Source organism: Williamsia soli (assembly GCF_017377795.1).
In the GTDB taxonomy this organism is placed as follows: Bacteria; Actinomycetota; Actinomycetes; order Mycobacteriales; family Mycobacteriaceae; genus Williamsia; species Williamsia soli.
On sequence record NZ_JAFRDR010000006.1, the window covers coordinates 44497 to 70803 of the forward strand.

The 26307-nt window shown below is 64.9% G+C and carries 27 protein-coding genes; 11 read left to right on the forward strand and 16 right to left on the reverse strand.

Annotated features, from left to right (window positions below):
* Positions 1-163: 163 nt before the first annotated feature.
* The 4 genes from J3S28_RS16730 (at position 164) to J3S28_RS16745 (ending at position 5266) form a co-directional block, all read left to right on the forward strand.
* Entirely contained in the window at positions 164-2170 is a 2007-nt protein-coding gene (locus J3S28_RS16730; protein ID WP_237341707.1) for a serine/threonine-protein kinase, read from the forward strand.
* Entirely contained in the window at positions 2167-2982 is an 816-nt protein-coding gene (locus tag J3S28_RS16735; protein WP_207841871.1) for a hypothetical protein, read from the forward strand. Before J3S28_RS16730 ends, J3S28_RS16735 begins: the two co-directional genes overlap by 4 nt.
* 119 nt (positions 2983-3101) lie before the next feature.
* A complete protein-coding gene (locus J3S28_RS16740; protein WP_372436027.1) occupies positions 3102-4631 on the forward strand; it encodes an LVIVD repeat-containing protein in 1530 nt (509 codons plus the stop codon).
* Positions 4628-5266 (forward strand): DUF305 domain-containing protein, encoded by a 639-nt coding sequence (locus J3S28_RS16745; protein ID WP_207841872.1) that lies wholly within the window; start codon positions 4628-4630, stop codon positions 5264-5266. The genes J3S28_RS16740 and J3S28_RS16745 overlap by 4 nt, the downstream gene beginning before the upstream one ends.
* A gap of 67 nt (positions 5267-5333) precedes the next feature.
* Here the strand turns inward: J3S28_RS16745 and J3S28_RS16750 are convergent, their stop codons facing one another.
* The 5 genes from J3S28_RS16750 to J3S28_RS16770 form a co-directional block, all read right to left on the reverse strand.
* Positions 5334-5498, reverse strand: coding sequence for a hypothetical protein (locus J3S28_RS16750; RefSeq protein ID WP_168176670.1), 165 nt, complete (start codon positions 5496-5498; stop codon positions 5334-5336).
* 81 nt (positions 5499-5579) lie between these two features.
* The gene (locus tag J3S28_RS16755; RefSeq protein WP_207841873.1) at positions 5580-6500 is read right to left on the reverse strand and encodes an alpha/beta fold hydrolase; all 921 of its coding nucleotides are present in this window, start codon (positions 6498-6500) and stop codon (positions 5580-5582) included.
* Between the two features lie 77 nt (positions 6501-6577).
* Positions 6578-7819 (reverse strand): MFS transporter, encoded by a 1242-nt coding sequence (locus J3S28_RS16760; protein WP_207842151.1) that lies wholly within the window; start codon positions 7817-7819, stop codon positions 6578-6580.
* A gap of 149 nt (positions 7820-7968) precedes the next feature.
* Positions 7969-9444: an NCS2 family permease gene (locus tag J3S28_RS16765; RefSeq protein ID WP_207841874.1), complete on the reverse strand. Its 1476-nt coding sequence runs from the start codon at positions 9442-9444 to the stop codon at positions 7969-7971.
* Between the two features lie 106 nt (positions 9445-9550).
* A complete protein-coding gene (locus J3S28_RS16770; protein ID WP_207841875.1) occupies positions 9551-10234 on the reverse strand; it encodes a phosphodiesterase in 684 nt (227 codons plus the stop codon).
* Positions 10235-10432: 198 nt separating this feature from the next.
* Here J3S28_RS16770 and J3S28_RS16775 point away from each other — a divergent pair, with 198 nt between their 5' ends.
* Together J3S28_RS16775 and J3S28_RS16780 are read left to right on the forward strand one after the other, a co-directional pair.
* On the forward strand, positions 10433-11191 hold the full coding sequence (locus tag J3S28_RS16775; protein WP_207841876.1) for a HemK2/MTQ2 family protein methyltransferase: 759 nt from the start codon (positions 10433-10435) through the stop codon (positions 11189-11191).
* Complete coding sequence (locus tag J3S28_RS16780) at positions 11192-11419, forward strand: CDGSH iron-sulfur domain-containing protein (RefSeq protein ID WP_207841877.1); 228 nt, start codon at positions 11192-11194, stop codon at positions 11417-11419. It abuts the gene before it with no gap.
* A gap of 29 nt (positions 11420-11448) precedes the next feature.
* Here the strand turns inward: J3S28_RS16780 and J3S28_RS16785 are convergent, their stop codons facing one another.
* The 3 genes from J3S28_RS16785 to J3S28_RS16795 are packed head-to-tail and all read right to left on the reverse strand — an operon-like array spanning position 11449 to position 13556.
* Positions 11449-12462 (reverse strand): iron-containing redox enzyme family protein, encoded by a 1014-nt coding sequence (locus tag J3S28_RS16785; protein ID WP_207841878.1) that lies wholly within the window; start codon positions 12460-12462, stop codon positions 11449-11451.
* 37 nt (positions 12463-12499) lie between these two features.
* Positions 12500-13138, reverse strand: a complete 639-nt coding sequence (locus tag J3S28_RS16790; protein ID WP_207841879.1) for an NUDIX hydrolase — start codon at positions 13136-13138, stop codon at positions 12500-12502.
* Positions 13139-13196: 58 nt separating this feature from the next.
* Entirely contained in the window at positions 13197-13556 is a 360-nt protein-coding gene (locus J3S28_RS16795) for a VOC family protein (RefSeq protein ID WP_207841880.1), read from the reverse strand.
* Between the two features lie 114 nt (positions 13557-13670).
* On the opposite strand from J3S28_RS16795, the gene J3S28_RS16800 reads away from it, so the two are divergent.
* Both J3S28_RS16800 and J3S28_RS16805 read left to right on the forward strand, forming a co-directional pair.
* Positions 13671-14555 (forward strand): SDR family NAD(P)-dependent oxidoreductase, encoded by an 885-nt coding sequence (locus J3S28_RS16800; protein WP_207841881.1) that lies wholly within the window; start codon positions 13671-13673, stop codon positions 14553-14555.
* Between the two features lie 24 nt (positions 14556-14579).
* Positions 14580-15047 (forward strand): SRPBCC family protein, encoded by a 468-nt coding sequence (locus J3S28_RS16805; protein WP_207841882.1) that lies wholly within the window; start codon positions 14580-14582, stop codon positions 15045-15047.
* 19 nt (positions 15048-15066) lie between these two features.
* Here J3S28_RS16805 and J3S28_RS16810 read toward each other — a convergent pair whose 3' ends face one another.
* Positions 15067-15273, reverse strand: a complete 207-nt coding sequence (locus J3S28_RS16810; RefSeq protein ID WP_207842193.1) for a hypothetical protein — start codon at positions 15271-15273, stop codon at positions 15067-15069.
* Between the two features lie 47 nt (positions 15274-15320).
* Between J3S28_RS16810 and J3S28_RS16815 the strand changes: the two genes are divergently transcribed.
* Positions 15321-16001, forward strand: coding sequence for a guanylate cyclase (locus tag J3S28_RS16815; RefSeq protein ID WP_207842152.1), 681 nt, complete (start codon positions 15321-15323; stop codon positions 15999-16001).
* A 31-nt stretch (positions 16002-16032) separates the two neighbouring features.
* Here the strand turns inward: J3S28_RS16815 and J3S28_RS16820 are convergent, their stop codons facing one another.
* Together J3S28_RS16820 and J3S28_RS16825 are read right to left on the reverse strand one after the other, a co-directional pair.
* Positions 16033-17088, reverse strand: a complete 1056-nt coding sequence (locus J3S28_RS16820; protein WP_207841883.1) for a PHP domain-containing protein — start codon at positions 17086-17088, stop codon at positions 16033-16035.
* Complete coding sequence (locus J3S28_RS16825) at positions 17085-19328, reverse strand: MMPL family transporter (RefSeq protein WP_207841884.1); 2244 nt, start codon at positions 19326-19328, stop codon at positions 17085-17087. The genes J3S28_RS16820 and J3S28_RS16825 overlap by 4 nt, the downstream gene beginning before the upstream one ends.
* A 292-nt stretch (positions 19329-19620) precedes the next feature.
* Between J3S28_RS16825 and J3S28_RS16830 the strand changes: the two genes are divergently transcribed.
* On the forward strand, positions 19621-20115 hold the full coding sequence (locus J3S28_RS16830; protein ID WP_207841885.1) for a hypothetical protein: 495 nt from the start codon (positions 19621-19623) through the stop codon (positions 20113-20115).
* A 329-nt stretch (positions 20116-20444) separates the two neighbouring features.
* Here J3S28_RS16830 and J3S28_RS16835 read toward each other — a convergent pair whose 3' ends face one another.
* Positions 20445-21311, reverse strand: coding sequence for a DUF222 domain-containing protein (locus J3S28_RS16835; protein ID WP_207841886.1), 867 nt, complete (start codon positions 21309-21311; stop codon positions 20445-20447).
* A 243-nt stretch (positions 21312-21554) separates the two neighbouring features.
* Positions 21555-22157 (reverse strand): TetR/AcrR family transcriptional regulator, encoded by a 603-nt coding sequence (locus tag J3S28_RS16840; RefSeq protein ID WP_207841887.1) that lies wholly within the window; start codon positions 22155-22157, stop codon positions 21555-21557.
* Between the two features lie 110 nt (positions 22158-22267).
* Here J3S28_RS16840 and J3S28_RS16845 point away from each other — a divergent pair, with 110 nt between their 5' ends.
* A complete protein-coding gene (locus J3S28_RS16845; protein ID WP_207841888.1) occupies positions 22268-23266 on the forward strand; it encodes an oxygenase MpaB family protein in 999 nt (332 codons plus the stop codon).
* Positions 23267-23292: 26 nt separating this feature from the next.
* Here J3S28_RS16845 and J3S28_RS16850 read toward each other — a convergent pair whose 3' ends face one another.
* From J3S28_RS16850 to J3S28_RS16860, 3 genes are read right to left on the reverse strand one after another with little or no spacing between them, the layout of a single operon-like run.
* On the reverse strand, positions 23293-24723 hold the full coding sequence (locus tag J3S28_RS16850) for a cytochrome P450 (protein ID WP_207841889.1): 1431 nt from the start codon (positions 24721-24723) through the stop codon (positions 23293-23295).
* Complete coding sequence (locus J3S28_RS16855; RefSeq protein ID WP_207841890.1) at positions 24720-25523, reverse strand: SDR family oxidoreductase; 804 nt, start codon at positions 25521-25523, stop codon at positions 24720-24722. The genes J3S28_RS16850 and J3S28_RS16855 overlap by 4 nt, the downstream gene beginning before the upstream one ends.
* Positions 25520-26206, reverse strand: a complete 687-nt coding sequence (locus tag J3S28_RS16860) for a hypothetical protein (protein ID WP_207841891.1) — start codon at positions 26204-26206, stop codon at positions 25520-25522. The genes J3S28_RS16855 and J3S28_RS16860 overlap by 4 nt, the downstream gene beginning before the upstream one ends.
* Positions 26207-26307 lie beyond the last annotated feature (101 nt).

Here is a 26307-nt window from a genome sequence, read left to right on the forward strand (position 1 = left end):
AGCGTATGTGCTTAACGGAACGGGTGCGAAGGATTTGCCCAATCGACGCGAAGGAATCGCCCAATCGATCGGACGGTGTATTCGGTCGGCGATAGCTGGTGTGGCCGCCGCGGCGGTGGATAGTATCTGCCTAACCTGCCGACAGCAGGTCAGGTGAAAGGCAATGGCGATGGGCGTGGCGATCGGTTCTTATATCGGTGGCTATCAGATCTTGGAGCTGATCGGCCGTGGCGGGATGGGCGAGGTCTACAAGGCCCAGCATCCGCGGCTGCCGCGTGCCGACGCGATCAAATTGCTGAACAGCACCTACGGCACCGATCCCGACACCAGGGCGCGTTTCGAGCGGGAGGCGGACCTGGTCGCGCCGCTCAGTCATCCGAATCTGGTCAACGTTCTGGACCGCGGGACACACGACGACCAGCTCTGGATCGCGATGGAGTTCGTCCCGGGCACCGATGCGGCGCAACTCCTCTCGGGAGGCCCGCTGCATCCACGCCTCGCCGTGCGGATCATCTCGCAGATCGCCGATGGTCTCGACTATGCCCATCGCAAAGGTCTGCTCCATCGGGACGTCAAACCCGGCAACATCCTGATCACCCCCGGTGCCGACCCGATGAATCCGGATGCGGTCAAGCTCACCGACTTCGGTATCGCCCGGATGGCGCAGGAGACCGACAGCAGCCTGACCTCGGTGGGGATGACCGTCGGCACACTGCGGTACAGCGCGCCCGAGCAGATCGGCGGCGAAGAGATCGATCATCGCGCCGACGTCTACGCCCTGGGTTGCAGTCTCTACGAATTGCTCACCGCCACCGCTCCTTTCGATGCACCCACCAGTCAGGGGTTGATGGCGGCGCACATGTTCAACCCGCCGCCGAATCCTGCTGCCGCCAACCCCGCGGTCCCGGCCGCGATGGCGGCTGTCATCGCCAGGGCGATGGCGAAGAAGCCTGCGGACCGGTTCAATTCGGGCCGCGAACTCGCAGATGCGGCGCACGAGGCGCTCAAGGGTGGTGGCGCCCCGAACAGCACTCGCGCGCAGCAGGCCTTCGTCCCACCTCCGCTGATCAAACCCGTTCCGCCGCAGAACAGTTCGCCGCGCAACCCGGTCGGCGCCGTGACCTATCCGCCCAAGGCCTCACCGGTGCCGGGTCGTGGGCAATCCACTCCCTATCAATCGAATCCGTATCAGCCTTCTCGTGTGGAGCAGGGATACGGGACGTCCCGGCCTGCTGTCCCGGTCGGAGTTCGGTCGTCGCCGTCGAGTCCGCAGATGCGCAGTGGTCAATACCCGCCTTATGGCAGTCCGGGCACCCCGCCCCCTGCGGGGCCCGGGGGTGCGATGTACGCCGCGGCCGGTGCGGGTGGGTCGGCGCCGAAGGTGCCGTGGTTCAAGCGCGCCGCCGTCATGGCCGGTCCGATTGTCGTGCTGGCGCTCGTGGTCGGTGTGGTCGCGGGACTGTTGCTGTTCGGTGGTGCGGGGAGCGCACTCGCGACTCCGGCACCACCGACCGCCACGGTGGCGGATGCGTCCGTGGACATCAGTTGGCCCGAGGTCGACGGCGCCTCGGAATATGTTCTTCGGCAGGGTGAATCGATCATCTATGTCGGCAGCGAGCCGAACTTTTCTCAACCCATGCCGCTGCCCGGCACCTACGCGTACTCGGTTTCGGCCCGCTCCGGTGACCGGGACGGATCGCCGTACAGCGAGGCCAGCGGCGAGGTCAAGGTGGCACAGCGCTGGCACGGCCTCGAACAGATCGCCGCAACCTTCCCGGAGATCGTGGGCCCGAGTCCGTTGTCCAGCGACAACTACGGCCGAGAAGCCTGCTTCGGCGGAACCGGCACGGTCGACACCGAGATACCGAAGTCCGGCAGCATTCTGTGCCGTGATTCGGGCGGCGACTTCACGATTCGGATCAGGCAGTACCCGTCGCGGCAGGTGCGGGACGATTACCTCGCCTCGCTGGGTCTCAAGACGTCGTCGGAGACAACGGACCAGGGTGCGTCGGGTGTTCTGTACCAGTCACCGAGCCCCACCAGCGACTGGGCCGGTACCGCCATCCTGGCCTTCGATGACACTGACCGGGAGGTCTACGACGTGTCCGTCGCGATGGAGAACGGCAAGGACGCCGATGCGAAGGCGCAACTGGACAGGTTGCCGCTGTGAAGCGTTGGGCGTGGCCGCTGTTGATCGTCGGTGCGATCGTGGCCCTCGTGGTGTCGCTCGCGGTCACGTACTTCGTGCGGGGTGCCGGTGAATCTGTCGGTGCGCCGACCGGCCTCAGTGTCAGCGAGGACTCCGGGGCGGTGAAGGTGTCCTGGAAGGCGGTTTCCGCGGCGTCTGGGTACCTCCTGAGTCGAGGCGACGAGGTCGTGTACTCGGGCTCTGACACCGAATTCCGCGACATCTCGGCCACCGCGCCGAGTGGGAGCAACACCGTCGCGTACTCGGTGCGTGCGGTCGACTCCAAGGGTCGGGTGTCGCCACCCAGCGGCACCGAGTCGGTCGAGGTCGGGCCCGGCTGGGGGTTGTTCGCACAGGCCGCCTCCGCACTGCCTGAGTTGCTGCCAGCCTCGCCGTCCGACGAGGGCTGGAACGGAATGCGGTGTGAGACACGAATGGACGCTGTCCCGCCGGAGGAGGCAGCCGACGTGAACGGGTCGGGGGAACAGTTCTTGAAGGCCGGCTTCCGCTGCGTCGTGGAGGTCGACGGCGCCGAATACGATCTGTGGACTGACTTCTACGTCAGTCCGGAAGCCCTGAACAGTCGGATGGACGAGATCCGGACCTGGGACGGCGTGAGTTCGACGACCTGGCAGCACGGCCGCGCGATCAACGGTGGCGGTGGCGAGGACACCCGCTGGATGGGTATGTCGGTGGATTCGATTCCCGACCTCTACATCGAGTTGTCGGCTGTCGACAAGAGCACCACCGTGGAGGAATTGGCCCAGGTTGCCGACAGTCTTCCAGTGAACTGATACACGGTTCGGCGAAAACCCTCCACCGCGGACGCGCAGCCGATAACCTCGCTCCCGAGGACCGGCAATGAAGCCGTAGGGGGCGCCGCGTGGGTACATGGGTGGGGACTACACGATCGATGATCAGGACGGCGGTGACGCTGGCGGTGGTGATTGTCGCCGCGACCGCGTTGACCATGAGTCCGGCGATGGCGACCGCCCCACCGGGCTACAACGACCTGACCGATGTCTGGCCGACCGCGGCCCCGCAGGCGAGTTGCCGCGACGGTGACCGGGTCGAGACCGGCATCCAGGGTGAGGTGCCGCTCGAAGACCGTAAGTCAGGCCGCAGCACACAGGGTTACAACTGCAACATCGATCTCGTCGGCCGGTATCAGGGCCAGGGCGCCGGCATCGTCAGCGCGACCTACAAGAACTGCTCGTACACCGGCTCGACCTTCCCGACCAACTTTCTCGGACCCAACCCGGGTGTGCAGGTGCTCGACGTGTCGGATCCCAGCGCACCGAGATTGTCTGCGGTCCTGACCGAGCCGGCCATGGTCGGCGGTACGTGGGAGTCGTTGAAGGTCAACCAGAAGCGTGGATTGCTCGTCGGCACCGGCGTCGGGCTCCTCGAGGGTGCCGGGTACATCTCGGTCTACGACATCTCCCAGGACTGTGCACATCCGCGACTGTTGAACCGCGGCGCGGGTTCGCAACTGACGATGCCGATTCCCATCACCACGCACGAGGGCGACTTCTCGCCGGACGGCAACACATACTGGGTGACCGGAATCGCGCCGGGCTACGTCAGCGCGGTGGATCTCACCGATCCACGTAACCCGATGATCGTGTGGTCCGGGATCACCGGTATCGAGGCGCACGGGGTCGGTTTCTCACCCGACGGGAACACGCTGTATCTCTCGAATTTGCTGGGGCTGACGGTCATCGATGTCACCGCGGTCCAGAACCGAAAGCCGCGAACCATCGTGGCGCAGTTGATGCCGCACGTCGGCGAGAAGCTGTGGGCCGACGGGCAGATCACCCAACACACCATCTACGCCACGTACGACGGCACACCGCACGTCTTCTCTGTCGACGAGGGCGGCTCGGGTGGGGTCAAGCTGTTCGACGCGGTCGACTCCTCGAACCTGCGGCAGCGCAACGCACTCAAACTCGCGATCAATCTGCCCGAGAACGCGAATCGGTGGGCCCGCAGCACCACCGCGAACGGCGTGTTCGGCTACGACGCCCATTACTGCGCGATCGATCGGCCGGCCGACCCCACGGCCATGGCCTGCGGTTGGATTCAGTCGGGCATCCGGGTCTTCGACATCCGTGATCCGGATGACTTCAAAGAAATTGCCTACTACAACCCGCCTGCGCAGACGAGCAAGCATCTGCAACTGACCAATTCCATCCACGCACTGCTCGGGTCGATAGCGGCGCCCCCGATCATCGGGACCCTGGCGGTCGCGAGAGCGGTGCTGCAGGGTGATTCGCCGATCGACGGGATCATCAACGATCAGAGCTTGCTGGTCGGCGGCGATCTGTCCGCGGACTGGTGCCTGTCGCCACCGGAATTCCATGGCGATCAATTGTGGGTGACGTGCATGGACAACGGGTTCATGACCCTGCAACTCGATCCGGCGGCCTACCCGCTGACATGAACATCGCCCTACGCCAATGGCTCTGGCCGGTCATCGTGGCGGTCGTCGCCCTCGTCATCGGTCTGTGCGTCGGCCTTACCGTCGACGGCGGAGAGGGCGACGCGGTGCCGTCGCCGGTGGCCACCGGGGTCGACGTCGGCTTCGCCCAGGACATGTCCGCGCATCATCAGCAGGCGGTGATGATGTGCGACCTGGTGCCAGACGACGCTGCGCCGGACGTGCGTGGACTCGTCGCACAGATCCGTAGCGCGCAGTGGCGTGAGATCGGGCAGATGACGGGATGGCTGCAGATGCTCGACGCACCGTTGCAGGGCGCGGAACCGATGAGGTGGATGGGCGATGCCGGGCACGGTCACGGCGGCCAGACCGGGGGGATGCCCGGGATGGCCGATGGCGACGAACTCACAGCCCTGCATGACGCAACAGGCGTCGACGGGGAGATCTCGTTCCTGCAGTTGATGATCCGTCACCATCAGGGCGGGATCGACATGGCCGGACACGCGAGTCGCACAGTGGTGAACCCGGAGATCAGGCGCGCAGCAATCGCGATGGTGAAGAGCCAATCCGACGAGATTGCCGTGATGACGGTGATGCTGCAGCAGCGCGGCGGTGAGGCCTTGCCCTACCCGGTCTGACTTCCGACTAGGCCGATGCCGCCGCCGAGCGTGCCGAAGTTGGCTCGCTCACCCGGCGAGGTGGCGGTCACTCGGGTTTCGGTGCGCTCTCCGCCTCGTGGGCCTCGACGTCGCCGGCCCGTTTGTCCAGCGGATCCACGCCGTCGACACCTTCGAGCACCGTGAACTCCTGCTCGGCCTTCGCAACGAAGCCCTTGGCTTCTTCTTTGATCTTGTGCACCCAGTCCGACATGTTTCAACGCTCCCTGCTACTTCGCAGGCGCCTGTGCGGCACCTTCGGTCAGCTTACTGGTGAGCGTTCGCGGGATCTGAGTCAATGCGCGATGAGCGGCTGCTCCTGATCCCAGACACCCAAGAGTTCGGTGATGATGTCCACCGCCATACCGAGCCCGCCGAGGTGGCTCTCACCGGTCATGGTGAATAGCTTGGCGTCGGGGAGCAGGTGCACCATGTGTTCGCCGTGAGTGTGCGGGATGATGTGGTCGCGGTCGCCATGCCACCAACGGACCGGTCCGGTGATGTCGCCCACCGAGAAGCCCCAATCCCTGGCGAAGACAACAACATCGGCGAACGGCGCTTCCATCTGTTTGCGGCCACCGTTGAGCAGGTCATCGAGGAACATCGCCTTGAACTCTGGCCGTTGCAACAGTTCTCTGTCCGCGGCGGGGGACAGGCGGCCGTAGATGGCGATGGCCGGTTCGGCGATCGGGCGTGCCACCCGGACGAATGAACTGAGGACTCGTCCGATCGGTGCCCCGATGACCGGCAACATCGGCGCGAGGAACTTGCCCAGCACCATCGCGCCGCCGTCGACCGCGTCGGGTCCCACGGTCGGAGCCACCCCACCGAGGATGCCGGTGACCACCACCCGTTCGGGCATCGCACGAGCGACCCCCAGGGCGTACGGACCGCCGCCGGACAGCCCGATCACGGCGAAGCGGTCGATGCCGAGGGTGTCTGCGACAGTCGCGAGGTCGTCAGCGAACGACAGCACGTTGGGGTAGCTGTACGGCGTGGACGAACCCACACCCGGGCGATCGAGTCCGATGAGCCGGATGTCATGCCGTTCGGCGTAGACGCGGGCTTCGAGCGGGATCTGTCGGCGGGCACCAGGGGTGCCGTGGAGCCAGAAGACGGCGCGTCCGGTCGCGGAACCGAACTCGGCAAACCCGATGCGCCTGCCTTCGCCCACGGCAACGCTGCCTTCGAGCTTGGGACGGTCGATGTCGATCACCTTCCCAGGATGGCACTGAAAACGACCGCGGTGGTCCGATTCGCGTCCGATGTGTGTCGAGCTCCGCGCTCAGCTGATCAGTCACCGGTCGTGGTCAGGACGAGCTTTCCGTGATCGAGGCCGGGCCGCTGGTGCGTCGAGCGCAGCAACAGGATCGCGCAGAAGGCGGCCGAGATGGCGCTGACGATCCCGCCGATGATCAGCGGCGCCCGCGGATCGGTGACCTCGGCGAGCCACCCGAGCAGGGGACTCCCGATCGGGGTGCCACCCAGGAAGCACAACATGTAGATACCCATGACCCGGCCGCGCATGTCTGATTCGACCGAGAGTTGCATGATGTTCATCGCTGCCGTGCTGAACATGATGTTGGCGATACCGACCGGGATCAGCATCACGGCCACCAGCCAAAACGTGGGCATGAATCCGACGATGACCTCGGCGATACCGAACGCGAAGGCCCCCACCAGGAACTGGCGGACACGTGCCGGTTTGGTTCGCCGTGCGGCCACCACGGCTCCGCCCAGGGTGCCGATGGCGAGCATCGTCGACAACAATCCGTAACCGCCGGCCGAACCCTCGAAGGTGTTGGCCGTGAGCAGCGCGAGCGAGAGCGGGAAGTTCAGCCCGAACGTCGCGACCATGAACACTGTCGCGAGCACCACCACCAGATGGCGATGACGCCGGACGTACCGGATGCCGCTGCGGATCGATCGATCGCGAATGGCTTTGGCGCTGCGCATCAGTTCGCTGCTGCGCATCGCCAGTAGCGCGAGGATGACGGCGATCGAACTCCCGGCGTTGATGAGGAAGACAGGGCCGGTGTCGATGAGGGTGATCAGGAGTCCGGCCAGCGCAGGGCCGACGATCCGCGCGAGGTTGAACGTCAGCGAGTTCAACGCCACCGCGTTGGGTAACTGCTCGACTCCGACCATCTCGATGGTGAAGGACTGCCGGACCGGGGCGTCGACCGCCGAGATGCACCCGAGGGCGAACGACAGCGCGTAGACCAGCGGCAGGTTCGCCGCACCACTGACGTCGATGACGCCGAGGAGCAGCGCGCACAGCGCCATCGCGACCTGGGTGCCGATGAGAAGTTTGCGTTTGTCGAACCGATCGGCGAGGGCGCCCGCGGGAAGCGAGAGAATAGCGGTGGGTCCGAACTGCAGAGCCATCACGATCCCGACCGCCACACCACTGCCGCCGGACAACTCGAGGACCAGCCAATCCTGGGCGATGCGCTGCATCCAGGTGCCCGTCAGCGACACCACTTGGCCGCCGGCCCACAGCCGATAGTTCCGCACCCCGAGGGATGAGAACATCAACGGCAGCTGCACATCACCAGTTTAGTTGCGACGTGCAAACTAATTCGAATCGCTCCCCAGCACGCCGATGATGGGTTGTTGTGGCGGCGCCGACCTCGGCTGATGTTCGCCACAACGACCCATTTCCGGAGGGTGCCGGAGGAGCGTCAGCCGATGAGGGTCTCGATCGGCTCTTTCGCGAAGTACAGCACGAACAAGCCGGCCACCACCCACAGCAGCGGATGAATCGTTCGTATCCTGCCGCGCGCGGTGGCCAGGACGACCCAGGTGATGAAGCCGACGCCGATGCCGTTCGCGATCGAGTAGGTGAACGGCATGACGACGATTGTCAGGAAGCAGGGGAGCGCGTAGTCGAAGCGGGTGAGGTCGATGTCGCGCACCTGCGAGATCATCATCGCTCCGACGACCACGAGCGCCGGCGCGGCCGCTTCGAGGGGAACCACCGAGTACAGCGGGGTGAAGAACATCGCGATCAGGAACAGCACGCCGGTGACCACGTTGGCGAGCCCGGTGCGGGCACCCTCCGCGATACCCGATGCGGATTCGACGAACACCGTGTTCGATGATGCCGATCCGACGCCGCCGGCGATGGCACCGGTGCCCTCGACGACCAGCGCCTTGCCGATGTTCGGCAGGTTGCCGTCCTTGTCGGCCAACTCGGCTTCTTTGCCCAGGCCGGTCATCGTGCCCATGGCGTCGAAGAAATTGGACAACACCAGGGCGAACACGAGCACCGACGCCGACAGGACACCGATCCTGGTGAACGCCCCGAACAGGTCGACGTCCCCGACAAGGCTCAGGTCCGGCAGATCGCCGACCGAGGACGGGATATCCGGGATGTTGAGGCTCCAGCCCTTGCTGTCGTCGACGGATGGGCCGAGGTCGGCGAACGCCTGCACGATCATCGCGACAACGGTGGTGACGACGATGCCGATGAGCAGGCCACCGCGGACCTTGCGCACCACGAGGATGCCCATCAGCAGCACCCCGAACACGAAGATCAGGGTCGGCCAGGTCGCGATGGAGTTGTTGATGCCCAGGCTCACCGGGACGTTTGTGCCTGCGACATCGGGGATCCGTTTGACGAAACCTGCGTCGACGAAGCCGATGAACGCGATGAACGCGCCGATACCGGCTGCGATGGCCGCCTTGAGTTCGCCGGGTATCGCCCGGAACACCGCGGTTCGGAAACCGGTGACCGCGAGCAACACGATGATGATGCCGTCGACGACGACCAATCCCATTGCCTCAGGCCAGGTGACCTGTGGCGCGATGGACACCGCCAGCAAGCTGTTGATACCCAGGCCTGCAGCGATGGCGAACGGATAGTTGGCGACGAGCCCGAAGACGATCGACATGATGCCGGCGACCAGCGCCGTGACCGCGGCGACCTGCGCCAGCGGCAGCACATTTCCGAGGACGTCGGCGTTCTTGGCGTTACCGGGCACGCCGCCGATGATGATCGGGTTCAGGACCACGATGTAGGCCATCGTGAAGAACGTGACGAGACCGCCGCGCACCTCGCGGGCGAGCGTCGAATTGCGTTGGGTGATCTTGAAATAGCGGTCGATCGCGGACTGTGGTCCGGACTGTTCGGTGACCTTGTCGCTGCCGGTCGTCATCTGGTGCCGCGTCCCTCCCGACTCGACCGACGATGGCCGAGACCGACTCGTTCGAGATCGTACAAACCCCTACCGGTCGAGCACAATCGTCGAGCTGGTGTGCGGGTCAGCTCTCGGCGTCGCGGCCCTGTCTACTGCGCCGATAGGCGACTTCGCGAATCGACGAGAGCCAGCTCGGTCCTGGGCGGACACTGCGGGTGGTGTTCATGGTGGGGTCGAAACCGATGTCCGGAAAGTCCGATTCATCGGCGGTGGCAATGAGTTCGACGCGGGCCAGCGGGAAGAAAGGGGTATGTCCTTGCGTCTGTTCGAGCTCGAAAATCAAGCCGCGGTGACCGATGCGGCGTGCGATCTGGTCCGTCGCAATACTTATGTCCGTCTGCTCCCGCACGAGCCGAGCCCGCAACCACCAGGATGTACCGCGGTGGTCGAGCGGTTGCAGCGTGCTCAGGACCGCGGTGTCCACCGACCGCGCCGGGAACGGAATGGTCTTACGCCAGCCGGTCCCGCCTAGTGCGCTGGCCAGCAGCAGGTCCCAGGGGGTTTCATCGCCTTCGTGCGGCTCCATTCGAACCGCGAGCCCGATGACATCGGGTAAGGAGCCGGGGACGCCGACACCCTTGGATACCCGGGCGATCACGGGGCCGGTCTCGACCGGCAGGCCGACGTTGTCAGACGCGGTGCGCGTCAGGGTCCCGGTGGCCAGGACGCCATGTGGATGGAAGAGGCGGGCGCCCCGGATCGCGGCCCCGGCCCTGATCGGGAAACCGGCCAATTCGGCAGCTCTCATGGCTCTCCTCGGCCCGAAGGTGGGCTGCTCGAAGGTGATTTCTGAGGGCGCATACCCGGATCTGGGCGTCGCGAAACCAGAACGTGATCTGATGTGAGTGGTTTACGCCACCTGTCCGGGGGGCATTAGGTGTTCGGACCCGCCGCCAAGAAGTCGCGTCGGCGTCGCGCAGCAGGTCAATCGCGAGGAGCGAATAAGATGGTCGCAGCCCAGCCAGTCCCGGCAATTCTCGACACCGACACAACCGATCCGGTCGATGAAGCACTCGAGATCTATCAGTCGATTCGAGTGCCGGCTGGAGTGTATGCGCCGCAAGAGGATTCGTTGTTGCTGCTGACTGCGTTGGCCGAGTGTGAACTGGTGGCCGGCCGTCGCGTTCTGGATCTGTGTACCGGTAGTGGCGTTTTGGCGGTCGGGGCAGCCGTTCTCGGGGCTGCCCGCGTCAGTGCCTACGACATCGCGCCGAGGGCTGTGCTGGCCACCCGCGCCAACGCCGCCGCCGCCGGTGTGGTCGTCGATGCCCACAAAGGATCGCTCCATGAGGCGCTCGACGCCGGTCCCTACGATGTGGTCGTGTCGAATCCGCCGTACGTGCCCGCCGACACCCTGTCGGACGCCGGTGTCGGACTGACCCGGACCTGGCACGGCGGCCGCGACGGACGGTCGTTGCTCGACCCGCTGTGTGTCTCGGCCCCGGATCTGCTCGCCCCGGGCGGGACGATGCTCCTGGTGCAGTCGGAGTTCTCCGACGTCGACCGTTCCCTGATCGGCTTGCGGGCCGGCGGCCTTCGCGCCGAAGTGGTTGCCCGTCAGAAGATCCCGTTCGGACCCGTGTTGAATGCGAATGCCCGCTGGCTCGAGGTGCTCGGTCGGCTGGAGCCCGGTCGCCGGGAAGAGGAACTGGTCGTGATCAGGGCCGACAAGGCTCGGGCAGACGAGTACGGGCGGCGTTCGTAGATGACCGCAGCGGACCGTCCGTCCGAACGTCGCCCGACCACTCACATCCGGGTGGTGGCGGGCGGTCCGATCATGGTCGACGGTCCGGTGAGCATCGAGATGCCTGACGGCACCGTTGTCGAGTCGGATCGGTTCACGGTTGCCCTGTGTGCGTGTAAGCGCAGCAAGAACTATCCACTCTGCGACACCAGTCACCGGCGCAAGAAGGCGCTCCCGCAACGGGACTGATCGACTCGAGTTCTACGAGCCGGACCGCTTCAGTCGACCGGGATGAGCAACGAGCTGCGGCCTTCACGCCAGGCCGCCATCAGCAGGTCCGCCAGCTTGTCTTCGAGGTATCCGAACGCCCGGATCCCGAACACCACGTCCGACTCGAGTTCCGGTTCGCGTGCCAGCAGGTCACCGACGACCTCGTGGCGCATGAGTTGCTCGTGAACGGCGTCGGCTTCGACGTGCTCGCGGTAGAACCGTACGCAGGCCTCCGGCGCGCCCATGCGTTCGAGTGCGTCCATCAGCCGCCGCGAGCCGGGCGACGACGTTATCTCGGTGGCCGCGAAGTGTCCGATCGTCGCGCCGCGGAGAGAGCGGTGCAGACCGATCATCGACATCAGGTTGACCAACGCAAGAGATTCGCCGGGAACGTGGTCGATGTAGGCGAGGTAGCCGGAGTCGAGGCCAGCGGCGGTGAGGAGGTCGGCGAAGAGTTGCTGGTGCAGGTTCTCGCCTTTTCCGCCCCCGAACTCGTCGAACTCGACCGCCACGAACGAAGCCTTCGCCTGCCCGGTCAGTCGCGGGATGGCGAACGCGTGTGGGTCGGCCTCTTTCAAGTGGTAGATCGAGCGATGGACGAAGGTCTCCCGCATCTGTTCCCAGGTGCCTTCGTCGCGCAGGTAGAAAGATGGCCCGTCGCCTTCGCCCGGTTCGATCGACAACGCTTCGATCTCCGCGGTGGCGTCGTCACCGGCCTCGATGTCGGCGCGCAGGGCACCGAGAAAGACCTGCTCGAGTTGCGCTCGGAACCGGAGGATGTCCAGGTTCCACTCCCACTCGTCGTCGACGTCGGAGAAGCCGCGGTAGTGCAGTTCGTAACAGATGTAGAGCGCGAGCTGCAGATCCTTGCCGTAGGCGTGGGTGTCCCAGGCGCTCTGGCTGACGTTGGGCAGTTCCCAGGACGTCGTGGGTGTTCCGGCCAGCGCGTCGGTCACTGCCGACGACAAGGGCCCGCACGGCGCGGGCAGTGTGCGGGTGATCGGGCTCAGAGAGGAGGTCACAGTGCTCAGCTACCCGGTCGGAGGTTGCTGGAAACGTTCAGCGCCATGCGAACACCGGCTGTTCGAACTCGGCGACGCGGGTGGCGCGGCCGCCGAGGACCACTTCGGCGAACTGGTACATCACAGCGCCGGTCGGGGCGTGGATCAGCGATCCCACCAGTGGCATCTGGATGACCGGGCGCTCGGATTCGGGGATGTCGATGAAGCGCGGCGTGACCCGTAGGTCGGCCATCGGGATGAAGAAGAGTTGCGCGACCTCGCCCGGATTGGGGGTGGTCTCCCTGTCGGGTCCGGCCCAGCAGACGATCGGGGTGATGACGTACCCCGACCTGGTGACGTAGTCGTCGAGTCGCCCCAGCACGTCGGCCCGATCCACCTTCACGCCGAGTTCTTCGTGGAGTTCGCGGAGCGCTGCGGTCGCGTAGTCCTCGCCGGGTTCGATGCGACCGCCGGGCAATGCGAACTGGCCGGGGTGCTCACGCATCTTCGACGGTCGTTTGGTGAGCCAGATACCGTGTTCGCCGTTGCGGCTCGTCACGGCGATCACCACTGCGGCGCCGCGGGCCCCGTCGAGTGGTGCGGTGGTGTGGTCGAACTCGTCGAGGCGCCGGACGATCGAGGCGCGTAGCTCCTCGGGGCTGTCCTGGCCTGCGCCGGTGGTGGTGATGCCGCTCATGCACTTCACAATGCCGTACGGTCCGGTCACCTGCTCAGGTGGCGTCGGTGAGTGGTCGTCAGTCGTCCTTGTGACTGACGATGTTCACGACGTTCCCGTCGGGCGCCCGGACCAGGAATCGGCGTACACCCCATTCCTCGGTGGTCAGCGGGTGCACGATCTCGAACCCGCGGCGAAGGGCGTCTTCGTAGGCTGCGTCCACGCCGTCGCCGACGTGCACCGAAATCACCGAGTCGGCCGGGGAGGTGGCGTCCCGCGTCACCAGTTGGACCGCTGCGCGGCCGTCCGGCGATTGGAAGTGCGCGACCCAGCCGAGATCGAACGCCTCGACACCGAGCCCCAGGAAGTCTGTGTAGAACTCACGGGCCTCGGGGATGTCGGGAACGGACAGATTGGCGACAATGCCGGTGGGTTGCATGAAGGCTCCTCGAATCGGTTGCGGGACGCTCTCATTCTTGTCTCGGTGACAGGGAAAAACAGCGGCCCCGCGGATCTGGATTGCCATCAGGTATCGGTCGATACCCTCGGTCGCATGGAATCGTCGTCGTGGTCGCCCAGCCGGTTGGGCATCGTTCGGGGCAAGCGCATCGTGGTCACGGGGGCCACGAACGGCATCGGGTTCGCGACCGCGAGAGCGTTGGCGGGCGCAGGCGCCAACGTCGTGCTGGCGGTTCGCAATGCGCAGCTGGGCACCGAACGAGCAGCCGAGATGGGCGGGATCACCGAGGTGGCCCAGGTGGACCTCGCTGAGCTGTCGTCGGTGCGCAGGTTTGTCGACCAACTCGACGGTGAGGTCGACATCCTGATCAACAACGCCGGAATGGTCCCGCAACACCGCACCTCGACGGTGGACGGATTCGAGGCCGCGATCGGCACCAACTTTCTCGGTCCCTTCGCCCTGACAAACCTGCTGCTGCCGCGGGTGCGGGAGCAGGTTGTCCTGGTCGGATCGAACGCCCACCGGAACGCGACGATCGATCCCGAGGACCTTCATCTCCGGCAGGTGAAGTGGCGTATCTCGCGCTCGTACGCGCAGTCGAAGCTCGCGGTGATGCTGTGGGGTCTCGAACTCGATCGGCGGCTGCGGGTGGGCGGGTCGTCTGACACCGCCATGCTGTCCGACCCCGGGTGGGCGGCATCGAACATCTCGAACAAGCCCCGGCTGGGCGTGGTCCACAAAGTGGTGCAGGCTGCGGCCAACACGTTCGCCAACGACATCGACGCCGGTGCCGCCCCTACGCTCTATTGCCTCACCGAACCGATCCCGCCGGGGTCCTATGTCAGCGTCGACGGTCTGCGTGCACTCCGCGGAGTGCCCGTCCTCTACGGGCGGTCGGCGGTGGCGTGCGATTACGAACTCGCCGGTCGACTGTGGGCCTCAGCAGAGAAGGAAACGGGCACGTCATACCCGTTGTGACCGAATCCGCGTACGTTGGCACACATGGCAGATGCAACCGTGACAACAGTTGATTCCGGACCGAAGAAGGTTTCGCGCAAGGTCGTGGTGAACGCACCGGCCGCCGAGATCTTCGCGCTGGTGGCGAATCCACACCGACATCCCGAACTCGACGGGTCGGGCACCGTCCGTGACACCCCCGTGAAGGGACCGGACCGCCTCAGCTCGGGCGCGAAGTTCAGCGTCGGGATGAAGCAGTTCGGCGTTCCGTACAAGATCACCTCGACGGTGACCGCTTTCGAGGACAACCGGGTCGTCGAATGGCAGCACCCGCTCGGGCACAAGTGGCGTTGGGAGCTCCAGGAGACCTCGCCCACCACAACCACCGTGGTCGAGACGTTCGACTACTCGACGGCCAAGGTCCCGCAGATGATCACCGTGATGGGCTTCGACAAGAAGAACGGTGAAGGGATCAGCGGCACGTTGAAGGCGTTGGCTGCTCGCTTCGCCTGACCGGGGCGGGAAATCGGGGTCAGTTGTCGGGGGTGTCGATCTCTTCGTACCGTTTGCGAAGGCGATCGCGAATGTCGTCCGCCGAGTACGCATTTCGCTGCCGTTGATCGCGCGCGACGAGCACGCCGCTCGCCGCGACCCCGACGACCCCGGCCAGTCCGATCCACTTCCACGCATTGCCCACACCGGTGAGACTATCGCCGATGTGTGGTGCTGCGTAAGTCATGCCGATCCGTTTAGTCTTTGGGGGTGCATCCCCACAGGCCACCTCCCATCTCTCTCGAGCAGGCGTTGGATCAGGCGAGAACAGGCGACATCTGGCTGTTTCGCGGTCGCTCAGGGCCGGATCGAGCGATTCAGACGCTCACCAACAGCCCGGTCAACCACGTCGCCATGACCGTCGCGATCGATGATCTGCCGCCGTTGATGTGGCATGCCGAACTCGGGAACAAGCTCACCGATATGTGGACGGGCACCAATCACCGCGGGGTGCAGTTGAACGACGCGCGCGAGGCCGCGCTGCAATGGATGGAGAAGTACGGGCAGCGTTGCTGGCTACGGCAGCTCACGCCGTACGCACAGCGCGAGCAGGAGGATCTGCTGCTGAAAGTCATCGCAAAGATGGACGGCACTGCATTTCCCACCACTGCCCGGCTGGCCGGTCGCTGGTTCCGGGGTCGAGTTCCGACAGCAAACGATGTCACCAGAGGAATCCCCGTTCTCGACAAGAAGGTTCGTCAGACCGTCGAGAAGAGGAATCAGAAAAAGCACAACGCCGGACTGGAGACCGCTTATTGCGCCGAGGTGGTGGCAATGACCTACGAGCACATGGGCTTACTCGCGACCGAGAAACACGCGAATTGGTTCGACCCCGGAAAGTTCTGGAGCGGCGATACGCTCCCATTGGCCCCCGGGTATGCCCTCGGTACGGAGATCGCCGTCGAGCTCCGATAGGTGATCTCTGACGACGCTCGGCTCTGGGATTCTATTGCCGGCGACTGTTCGCCCACTCCAGGACCCGGTCGACGGGCCAGGTGGTCACGATGCGATCGGCGTCGATGCCGAGGCGGGTGGCGCGCTCGCAGCCCAGTTCTTTGAAATCGAGTTGGCCAGGGGCATGCGCATCGGAGTCGATGGCAAACAGGCAGCCGAGGTCGCGGGCCAGTTCGATGAGTTCATCGGGTGGGTCGACCCTTTCGGGCCGCGAGTTGATCTCGACGGCCGTGCCTGATTCGGCGCAGGCCTCGAAGACCGCACGAGCGTCGAACTTCGACTGCGCCCGCTGGCCGCGGCCGCCGGTGACGAGTCGCCCGGTGCAGTGCCCCAGGACATTCACGCGGGGATCGAGCGCTGCCGCGACCATGCGCCGGGTCATCGGCCCGGCATCCATCTTGAGTTTCGAATGTACTGATGCCGTGACGATCTCGAGCTGGTCGAGCATCTCGTCGGTCTGATCCAGCGAGCCGTCGTCGAGGATGTCGACCTCGATACCCCGCAACAACCGGAACTGGTCACCGAGGGCGCGGTTGAGCTTGTCCACAACCCCGAGCTGTTCGGTGAGCCGCTCGGCGGACAGGCCGTTGGCGACGGTCAATCTGGGGGAGTGATCGGTCAGCGCCATCCAGTCCTGGCCGAGGTCGATGGCGGTGCGGACCATCTCGATGATGGGTGAGCCGCCGTCGCTCCAGTCCGAGTGGGTGTGCAGATCGCCGATGGTGGCGGTGTACAACTCCTCGCCACCCTCGGCAAGGGCGCCGATCTCTTTGTCCTGCAGCGACTCCAGGTACTCGGGTAGCTCGCCGTGTACTGCTTGGGTGATGACCGCCGCCGTTGACTTGCCGATCCCGGTCAGCTCGGTGAGCCGGCCGCTGTCGACGCGGGCCGCCAGATCGTCGTCGGAGAGCTTGTCGACCACCTTGAGCGCCTTGCGGAAGGCTTCCACTCGGTAGGTGCCTGCGCGGGAGCGTTCGAGTAGCAGTGCGATGCGGCGCAGCGACTCTGCTGCGGTGACGGGTGCGGTCAGTGGCGATACGGACTTCACCTCACCAGCTTGCCACTGTCGGAAGTCTTGCCGGAAGGGGTGGTATCGACAGGGGTGGGGTCGGTGTCGTCGGAGTCGTTGTGCATTCCGTCCACGCGCGGAATCCATTCGAGCCAGCTCGGGAACCACCAATTCGCCTTGCCGAGGATCTCCATCGTCGAGGGGACCAGCAGCAGGCGCACGATGCTGGCGTCGATCAGCACCGCGACCGCCAGCCCGACGCCGAGGATCTTCAGGCTGCGGTCGGGTAGGAAAGCCAGCGAGAGGAAGACGCAGATCATGATGAGGGCCGCGCAGGTGATGACGCGCGCCGTGCTGGCCAGTCCCTCCGCCACCGACGTGGTTGCATCGCCGGTCTTCTCGTATCGCTCCTTGATCCGGGACACCAGGAACACCTCGTAGTCCATCGCCAACCCGATGGCCGTGACGAACAGCATCATCGGTACCCAGCTGTCGATCGGGCCCGCCCGTCCGACACCGAATATCGATGCACCCCAGCCCCACTGGAAAATCGCCACGATGACGCCGTACGCGGCACCGAGGGAGAGCACATTGACGATCACGGCCTTGACCGGGACGACGATCGACCGGAATGCCAGGACCAGGAGCAGGAACGCTGCCGCGAGCACGGCCGCGATCGACCACGGGAGCAGATCCAGGGTGACTTCCGCGTAGTCGATGGAACCGGCGGTGATGCCTGTGATCTGTACCGACACATCGGAGTTCGCGTCGACCGCCTCCGGGATGATCTCCGATCGCAGCCGATTGACGAGATCGGTCGTCGCCTCGTCCTGTGGTCCGCTCTTGGGGATCACCGTCATCACCGCGATCTCCGACCCATCGGTGACCCCGACCGGGACGACCGGGGTGACGCCGTTGTCGATGACGTCAGGATCGGCGGCTATTCGTTCGGAGAGCGTGGTGAGCGTCGCGGCGGGATCACGGCCCTCCGGGTACTTCGCCACGACGATCAGCGGACCGTTCGCCCCGATCCCAAACCCCTCGGTGACGTAGTCGTACGCGACTCGTGTGGTTGCTTCCGTCGACCGGTTGCCGGCATCGGAGAAGCCCAACCGCATCTGGAATGCCGGTATCGAGAGGATCACCAGGACCAGCACCGCGCCGACGACCCCGACCCAGGGCCGCTGCTGGATCTTCTGGCTCCACTTCTGCGCCCAGACGCCCTCCAGCGCCCGGTCCGGATCCTTGCCGCGGCGTTTGCGCAGCCAGTGCAGAGACAGTCGGTTCACACGGGTGCCGATGACCGAGAGCAGGGCCGGGAGCAGTGACATCGAGGCGACCAGCGTGCCGAGAATGCCGATGATGGCGGCGAAGGTGAGCGCGGGACCGAGTTCGCCGCCGGAGATGAGGATGCCGCACATCGCGATGATGACGGTGCACCCGGCGAACAGCACTGAACGGCCGGCACGTTGCATCGCGACCGTCACAGCCCGCTCGGGGTCGAGGCCCTCGTGCAGTCCTGACCGGAAGCGGGTGACGATCAGCAAGGCGTAGTCGATCCCCACGCCGATGCCGAGGATCAATGTCACCGAGATCGCAAAGTTCGGGATGTTCATAAAGTTCTGGACGATGAACAATATCGACGCCCCGACGCCGACCCCGAAGAGCGCCGACAGGATCGGGAGACCAGCTGCCACAACCGATCCGAAAGCGACCAGCAGAATGATGAGCGCGAGTAGCACGCCGACGCCCTCGGCGGCCCCGCTCGGCGGTTGCTCGTCGAAGCGGGGATCACTGAACTCGACTCCGACGCCGGGTATCTCGGTCTTGTCGGCGATCGTCTTGATGCTGTCGACGCGATCTTGCACCTCGGAGTCGGTGCCGGTGCCGAGGTCGAGGGTGGTCACCGATATCCGGCCGTCCTGCGAGATCTGCGCGCCGGGCGCATAGGGATCGCCGACGGTGACGTCAGGTGAGGAATCCCTGATCTCGTCGACCAGGCCGTTCACGGCCTCGGTGACCTCCGGATTGCGGACACCGCCGGGTACCCCCGGGACCGCCGCGATGACGATTTGTCCGGCCGTCGCCTCGTCGCCTTGCCCGGCGTTCTCGAGTAGCTGGCCGGCCTTGCCCGACTCGGTCCGGAGGTCGTTGGTGAAGGTTGTCGTGGTGGGGCCCGCCCACATGGTCGCCGCCGCGATGGCCGCGATGAGGACCACCACCCAGGCCCCGATGACAGACCAGCGCCTGCGAATGATGAATGCGATGTAACGGTCCATGTCGTGCTCCCCGGGCAGTGGTCGAGTGGACGTCTCTCATCATTGCCCTGTTCGGAGGGCAGCGATATCAGGATTGACCCTGATATCTCCCTGAACTCATCGGTGGATCACACGGTAGACCCGCGTGCGTCGGATGTCTCCCCTCGTCGCGGTCTTGTCCGCCCATCGGGGGACACGCACTGTCACCCAGCAGAACCCCTGATCGGCGGGTATGTGCGGGCCGATTTCGGGCGCATCGTTGTCTCATCACCGCACCACGAGGTGAACAGCCACTCGAGACAAAGGAACGACGATGAAAGCCTCACAGCTCACCCCCGCCCAGACTCGCCTTCGCACCCGGGTGGCCGCCGCCGCCATCGGCGTTGCGGCCGCCGGCGGAATTGTGGCTGCCGGTGCGGGTGCAGCTCATGCCGGCACGGTGCCGGTGACGAACCCTTCCGAGCCGTCGGTCGCCATGACGATCACCAACCACACCGACAAGACCGAGCACCTCGGAGACTCCGGGCCCAACGGTGGCCAATGGGTCCAGGCTCCCCAGCGCGAGCTCGCACCCGGCGCCTCCGAGACCGTCGTGGCCGTCGCGCCGGGGCAGACCTCGCTGACGGTGAACGTCAATTACCACGTAGGACTGTTCGGCCCGACCGCCGACTACTCGATCGAGAACATGGCCGGCAACACCAATCTGATCAACACCGGGGTCTACAACAACAACTCCGGCCACTACATGATCGACGCCAACATCGCATCGTCCTTCCCGAACGCCAACGTCACCTACGACCTGGTCTGAACAACCAGGTAGGGCGGTGCTACCGCCCAGCCCGTCTGGGCGGCAGCACCGTTCGCTTTCACACTATGGAGTTGTCAAAGAAGCATGCGCGGTCCCGACGTCGGTCGGGTGCGGCAGGACTTGAAGCAATCAGTGCTATGGGGTCGAGGGTCGAGGCGTGGGGTCAGGCTGCGAGTGTCATGGTGCGGCGGTTGTATGCGGGTAGGGGTCTTCGGAGTGGGTCTATCTCGGCGGGCGGGATCAACCACGGATGACCATCGCTACCCATCTCGATCTCCCAGTGTCAATTGTTCGCTTCGGGCTAGGCCTTGATGCGCGCTCTTCGATCGTCACGTGGTCGCTGCGCGCCCGCGTTCCTCACTGCATCCCGCGCGGCCCATCCCTGCGCTCACGGACTCCTCGCGAATGATGATGGCTTTGCGGACAAGTCCCGTGAACAGTCGTTTCGGCGGGCTCATGTCGATCGGCACCTCTTGGCCGTCCAGGGTGATCGAGCTGATGGTCGAGTCACACGCCAGCATGGCGGCGGTGGCTTCGGTGATCGGACCCATCCACTCGAGCGACGCCCGGTTCGGATGGTCGGCCGGCACCGATACATTCACTTCGGTCCGCGGCGCCGAAATGAACCCATCCCCGCCGCCCCCACCGCAATCGAGCAGCTGGTGAAAAGCGTCCGCCCGGATCTGTGTCTTGCTCCGCGGATCCTTGGAACCATCAGGCTGGGGCCGAGGTTTACTCCAGAAGCTCAGTGCCGAGTGCACCTTCTCGGCGATCTGCGCGTCCACATCGAACCGGCCGACCAGGCGACCTTCACTGACCTCGAAGTCAAAGCTGTTGAGCGAAGGGTCTTCTGCCGGCGGTGGGCCGCCGGTGTCGTGCGCGGTCTGGTTGCCGAGGCCGCGAGCTAATTTCTCGATCTCGGTCGGTGGCGCGCCGGAGATGACGTGAGACAGGAGTGTGCTCTCGTGCCCGGTTCGTTCCTCCGCCGTTACTCCCACCTCGGAGCGCCCATCGATGTGATGGAGTCCCTTGACTATCGCGTCGACGTGCTCGGTCGACAGGAATCCACACACTGACAACTGATGCTCCGTTGCATTACGCAACGTGATCAGATCCTTCACCAGCCGCAGTACGCCCGCCGAATCATCAGGCGCCTTCGGCTCAATCAGAGCGTCGACTGAATCGAGAACACTCATTGCACAACACCTCCCACGAGAAACCAACAAGGATCAGTCGGCGGCATCTTCCCGGGAAGGGGGCATGTATCCAGATTCGTCATCAGTGGGGCCGACTGCGTCCAATGTAACCCGTCGAACATATGTACGCAAGGGGTGTGTTGGATCAATTTCGCTGATGCGCAACATCTTTCGCCATTCAAAGGAACGTCGTAGATCTGGCGACCACAGCGTACCGAAGCCGTCTGACATCGAGAATGTCAATCAAAGTTGAGGCAATACCAGCCGCACCGCGTGGTCGACGACGGCGTCGAGATCGTCTCCGAGGTTGCCGTTCAGCCATTCCTGCGCGAGTTCGGCCATCGCCCCGGTGTACATCGAGGCACCAACCCGTGCGGCGACCGGATCGGAGGTCGGTTGGACGTGTCCGCTCTCGGTCAGGACGACGTCGCGCAGCAGGTCCTGGGTGAGCGCGCGACGCGCGGTCAGCACGGGGTTGGCGCGGGCATCGGTGAAGAGGATGCGTCCACGTCTCGGGTCGATGGAGCTGAACCCCAGTACGGCCTTGATGCCTGCGTGGGTGCGCGCGCGAACGGAAGGGCCGGCTGCGGTGATCGCCCGCTCGACATCGGTCGCGAGATCGAGTGCAACCCGGTCGTAGACGGCTCCCAGTAGCTCGCCGGTGTCGGTGAAACTCTCGTAGAAGTAGCGGGTGTTGAGCTCGCACTCGCGGCACACCGACCGAACGGACAACGCGGCTTCGCCACCGGATCCGAAGAGCGCGAACGCCGCATCGACGAGTAATGCGCGTCGTTCTGTGCGGCGGTCGTGCAACGGGACGCCGGCCCATCGGGTGGGGGAGGACATCACCACACCATAGATCGTTCGGGGTTTCTTCGGTCAAGGTCTGGTCACGGCCGTCTCCAGAACCTATTCTGGTCACAGACGTAGCCAAACCACCGCGGAGGATTGATCTCATGTTGCCGGTCTTGCCCCACCAATTAGCTGGTCACTGGCTCAATCAGCGCTTCGACGACAACATCCGCAAGAACTACTTCCGCGGAATGGACTTCGCGGGCCCGGAGGGTGACCCGGGCTGGTTCGGACCCGGTAGCGCAGTTTGGCACGTGCATTCGCACACGTCGGTGTTGATCTTCGGGCTGCAGTGCGCATCCTACCTCGAGCGGCTCGATCCCAGTATCTTCTGGATGGGTATGCACCACTCGCGCCTCGTGGAGAAAGACGACGACGGCGAGGCGACCGGTCGGCTTGATCCGGCCGGGATCGCGGTGCGGTTGGGTCACTCGGTTGCGTTCTTCATCGGAACCGCCTACGGGTCGACGGAGACGGCGGAGCGACTGGCACGCACCGTGCGGGCGATGCATCACACCATCAAAGGCGTTCGCCCCGATGGACTCTCCTATGATGCGGACGATCCCGAATGGTTGCGATGGAACTACGCCACTGTCGTGTGGGGCATCGCTACCGCCCACGAGATCTATCATCCGCGCCCGCTGCGAGGCGACGAGCTGGACCAATATTACGGCGAGTTCGTACGCGTCGGGCATGCGCTGGGCGGTACCGATCTGCCGACCACCAAGGCCGAGACCCTCGATTGCCTCAAGTCGTACCTTCCCAAGCTCGGCCTGACCCACGGAAACGCGGTGGCCACCGGCATCAATGTCACCGACCCATTCCAGGGTGCGGTCGACTGGGCGGTCCGCGACACCATGCCAGATTGGGCCGCGCAACTAGTGATGTACAAGCCGCCCAACATCATCGAGCGCACCGCCCGTCGCACCGCGGTGTGGACCTCACTCAACGCCTTGCAGACGGCCATGGGTACGGCACCGGAGTTCACGGCGGCGAAGGCGAGGGTGGCCGGCGGGACCACCGTGGCGAACACCCTGCCGACCTACGAGCTCGGCACAGATCCTGTACGCGATCGGGAGACCGTGGAAGCGACCATGGCATAGTCGGATTCCTCGTAGCGCGCTGCGCTTCAGTTTCGCGTCAGTCGCATGGGCAATCCGTCTGCGGGTGTCGGGCCGGTTCCCCACGTCATCAGCGGGGTGTACGACTCCGGGACGGTCCAGGCGAAGTCGAGGAGCATCCTGTGCAGGATCGCCTTCACCGTGAGTCCGGCGAAGTGCATTCCGATGCACTTGTGCGCACCGGCGCCGAAGGGTGACCAGGCGTACCTCTCGAGCTTCTTGAGGGTGGCCGGATCGTCGAATCGGCTGGGGTCGAACACATCCGGCCGGTCCCACCAAGTGTCTATTCGCATCGACGTGTGGATGCTCAGCGCGATCTCGGTGCCGCGCGGGATGAAGTGGCCGGCGATACTGGTGTCCGCGGTGGCCTGCCGGAACAGCGTGCCTGCGGGTGCGTACATCCTGATCGACTCCTTGAAGACGCCGTCGAGAAGATGCGCCGAGTTGAGTTCCTCGATGGTCGGGTCGTGGGGAAGTCGGCGCGCTTCGTCGCGTAGGTGTTGCTGCAGCTCAGGGTCTTTGCCGAGATGGTACAGCATCATCGACAAGGCGATGGTGCTCGTGTCGTGCGCTGCCATCAGCAGGAAGATCATGTGATTGGTGATGTCATCATCGCTGAACGTGTGTCCCTCCTCCGTCTCGGAGTGGCACAGCACGGTGAAGAGATCATCGCCGGCTCCTGCGCGCCGCTCGGGGATCGCACCACGGAAGTAGCGTTGCAGTTCGCGTCGTCCTCGGAGGCCGCGGGACCAGCGTCCAGCCGGAAAGGGCTGCCGCACAATGGCTTGTGCGCCGCCCACCGCGTCGTCGAAAGCACGCGTGAGGAATCGGGCGGTGGCCCCGTCCGCGGGTTCTCCGACGAACACCTGACTCGCCATTGCGAGCAGCAGGCTCTTGACCTGGCCGTAGACCGGGATTCGATCTCCCGGCGCCCACGTTGCCAGGGTGCTGTTCACAAGGGGTCGCGTCATGTCGAGATAGCCGACGAGTCGTGCACGGGTGAACGCCTGCTGCATGATTCGACGATGAAGGAGGTGTTCGTCGAAGTCGAGCAGCATGAGTCCGCGGTGGAAGAAGGGACCGATGACAGGCTTCCAGCCGGCCTCGCTCGAGAAGACCTTCTCCCTGTCGAGCCACACTTCGTGCAGCGCGTCGGGGCTGACCACCGTGACGACCCGAAACCCCACTGCACCTGTCCAGAACACCGGCCCGAATCGTCGATACCGATTGCGTCCGAACTCGAGTGGTTCGGCGATGCTTTCGAGCGCGTGTCCCAGACCGGGCATGCCGTAGCTGCCCATCACCGGCTTGAGGCCGCTGCCGGCGGGAGGCGTCGCCAGCGGTTGTGCCGCGGCCGGATACATCGACGTCACCCGCGCACCGGTGCGCTGAACGGCGTGAGCGACCGAGGCTCGCGAGAGCAGATCTGCAGTCTTCATGTCGTCCTGTCGAGGTAGGCCTTGCGTTGGCCGGGGTCGAAGGCGCCGGGTTCTCTTCCCCCGACCAGGCGCTTGGCGCCGAGCAGGATGTTCTCGGGAACTCCCTGCTCGACGAGACCCATCGGGGCCAGCCAGCGTGGCACCGTTACCTCTGGACGACCGTGGCGGGTGCTGGTGACGATGGCCTGTGCGACGTCTTCGGGTTCCAGGGTCGGCTGGAGCCTCAATGTGACACCGGACGTCAGGTCGGTGCGGGTGGCGGCAGGCATCACCGTGGTCAGGGTGACCCCGGTCCCGATCAGCTCGGCGCGGATCGCTCGCGACAACGCGACAACCCCGAACTTGGAGGCGCAGTAGGTGGCCATCCCAGGAGTCGACACCTTGCCGGCCATGGACGACACGTTGACGATATGCCCCCGGCCACGAGCAATCATGTCGGGCAACACAAGCCGCGTTCCGGTGACCACGGCACCAAGATTGATGGCCAGTTCACGGTGCAGCGCGTCGAGGCCGTGCTCGACGAACCGCCCCATGAGCTGGATCCCTGCATTGTTCACGAACACGTCGATGTCGCCGCCGTCGGCGGTGGCCACCAAGAAGTCTCGGAAGCTCGACGTATCGGTCACATCCAGATGGTGGGACCGTGCGCCGATCTCACCGGCGGTCGTCGTGGCGGCGTCGAGGTCGATGTCTCCGATGGTGACGATCGCGCCGCGTGCTGCCATCGCCGCAGCAGTTGCCTTACCGATCCCGCGTGCTCCGCCTGTCACACCAACTCGAGCACCATCGAGTTCGATCACAGCGGGCTGCCGATCGGCTCGCGCAACGCAAAGTGCGCGATGAGACGAACCTCTCCCGACCGCATGGTGAGTAGCGCACGGCCGAGGTAGACCCCGGGCACGATCTCGACGATCTCGTCGCGGGTTCGCCTGATGGGGAAGGTTCGAACGCTGGGATTGTTGTACGCGGGAACCCCGTAGTCGAGGGCGCGGACCATCACCCGGGGCTCGATGCGACCCTCCTCGATCGAATGGTCGAAGTCAAAACCTTCCACCTCCCCGTCGACACGACGCAATCCCCGGTACCCGACAGCGACGATCGGCATGGCCAGGCGAGCGATTGAGGCGAGACGGTTGAAGCCTGTACCGGCCCGGAGGTCGAACGTCTTTCCTTGCCAAGTCGGATTGATGCGCATCAGCGGATTGGCCAGGTGTGCCTCCGGGATCCCGAAGAGTTTCCCGACGATGAGGCCCTCGAGTTTGCCGTCGGGACCCTCTGGTGCCGTGCCTTCGCCGAAGAGGATTCTCAACGCAGGCAGATCGTTTCGATCGCCGAGTTCCCTGATGTACTGCCAGGTCGCGGCCCGGGCGACGGTGGGGCGGGTCTGAGCCAACCCGCGCAGGTCGACGAGCATCGCAGAGACCGCCGAAGCCTCTCGCGCAGCCGTCACGGGTGAGTCGACCTGCTGTGCTGGTGCAGACATTGGGACCTCCGAATCTGGTACGGATCAGTGCCAATTAGCACTGTGGGACGAAACGGTACCAGATTGGATGGGCCCGTCAAGACGCGTTTCGGTCGGTGAAT

Excerpts from the sequence above, each read along its gene's own strand:
- J3S28_RS16730 (WP_237341707.1), top strand. The coding sequence starts at position 164 with ATGGCGATGGGCGTGGCGATCGGTTCTTATATCGGTGGCTATCAGATC.
- J3S28_RS16740 (WP_372436027.1), top strand. The coding sequence starts at position 3,102 with ATGATCAGGACGGCGGTGACGCTGGCGGTGGTGATTGTCGCCGCGACC.
- J3S28_RS16745 (WP_207841872.1), top strand. The coding sequence starts at position 4,628 with ATGAACATCGCCCTACGCCAATGGCTCTGGCCGGTCATCGTGGCGGTC.
- J3S28_RS16750 (WP_168176670.1), bottom strand. The coding sequence starts at position 5,498 with ATGTCGGACTGGGTGCACAAGATCAAAGAAGAAGCCAAGGGCTTCGTT.
- J3S28_RS16760 (WP_207842151.1), bottom strand. The coding sequence starts at position 7,819 with ATGTTCTCATCCCTCGGGGTGCGGAACTATCGGCTGTGGGCCGGCGGC.
- J3S28_RS16765 (WP_207841874.1), bottom strand. The coding sequence starts at position 9,444 with ATGACGACCGGCAGCGACAAGGTCACCGAACAGTCCGGACCACAGTCC.
- J3S28_RS16770 (WP_207841875.1), bottom strand. The coding sequence starts at position 10,234 with ATGAGAGCTGCCGAATTGGCCGGTTTCCCGATCAGGGCCGGGGCCGCG.
- J3S28_RS16775 (WP_207841876.1), top strand. The coding sequence starts at position 10,433 with ATGGTCGCAGCCCAGCCAGTCCCGGCAATTCTCGACACCGACACAACC.
- J3S28_RS16780 (WP_207841877.1), top strand. The coding sequence starts at position 11,192 with ATGACCGCAGCGGACCGTCCGTCCGAACGTCGCCCGACCACTCACATC.
- J3S28_RS16790 (WP_207841879.1), bottom strand. The coding sequence starts at position 13,138 with ATGAGCGGCATCACCACCACCGGCGCAGGCCAGGACAGCCCCGAGGAG.
- J3S28_RS16795 (WP_207841880.1), bottom strand. The coding sequence starts at position 13,556 with ATGCAACCCACCGGCATTGTCGCCAATCTGTCCGTTCCCGACATCCCC.
- J3S28_RS16800 (WP_207841881.1), top strand. The coding sequence starts at position 13,671 with ATGGAATCGTCGTCGTGGTCGCCCAGCCGGTTGGGCATCGTTCGGGGC.
- J3S28_RS16805 (WP_207841882.1), top strand. The coding sequence starts at position 14,580 with ATGGCAGATGCAACCGTGACAACAGTTGATTCCGGACCGAAGAAGGTT.
- J3S28_RS16810 (WP_207842193.1), bottom strand. The coding sequence starts at position 15,273 with ATGACTTACGCAGCACCACACATCGGCGATAGTCTCACCGGTGTGGGC.
- J3S28_RS16825 (WP_207841884.1), bottom strand. The coding sequence starts at position 19,328 with ATGGACCGTTACATCGCATTCATCATTCGCAGGCGCTGGTCTGTCATC.
- J3S28_RS16830 (WP_207841885.1), top strand. The coding sequence starts at position 19,621 with ATGAAAGCCTCACAGCTCACCCCCGCCCAGACTCGCCTTCGCACCCGG.
- J3S28_RS16835 (WP_207841886.1), bottom strand. The coding sequence starts at position 21,311 with ATGAGTGTTCTCGATTCAGTCGACGCTCTGATTGAGCCGAAGGCGCCT.
- J3S28_RS16840 (WP_207841887.1), bottom strand. The coding sequence starts at position 22,157 with ATGTCCTCCCCCACCCGATGGGCCGGCGTCCCGTTGCACGACCGCCGC.
- J3S28_RS16845 (WP_207841888.1), top strand. The coding sequence starts at position 22,268 with ATGTTGCCGGTCTTGCCCCACCAATTAGCTGGTCACTGGCTCAATCAG.
- J3S28_RS16850 (WP_207841889.1), bottom strand. The coding sequence starts at position 24,723 with ATGAAGACTGCAGATCTGCTCTCGCGAGCCTCGGTCGCTCACGCCGTT.
- J3S28_RS16860 (WP_207841891.1), bottom strand. The coding sequence starts at position 26,206 with ATGTCTGCACCAGCACAGCAGGTCGACTCACCCGTGACGGCTGCGCGA.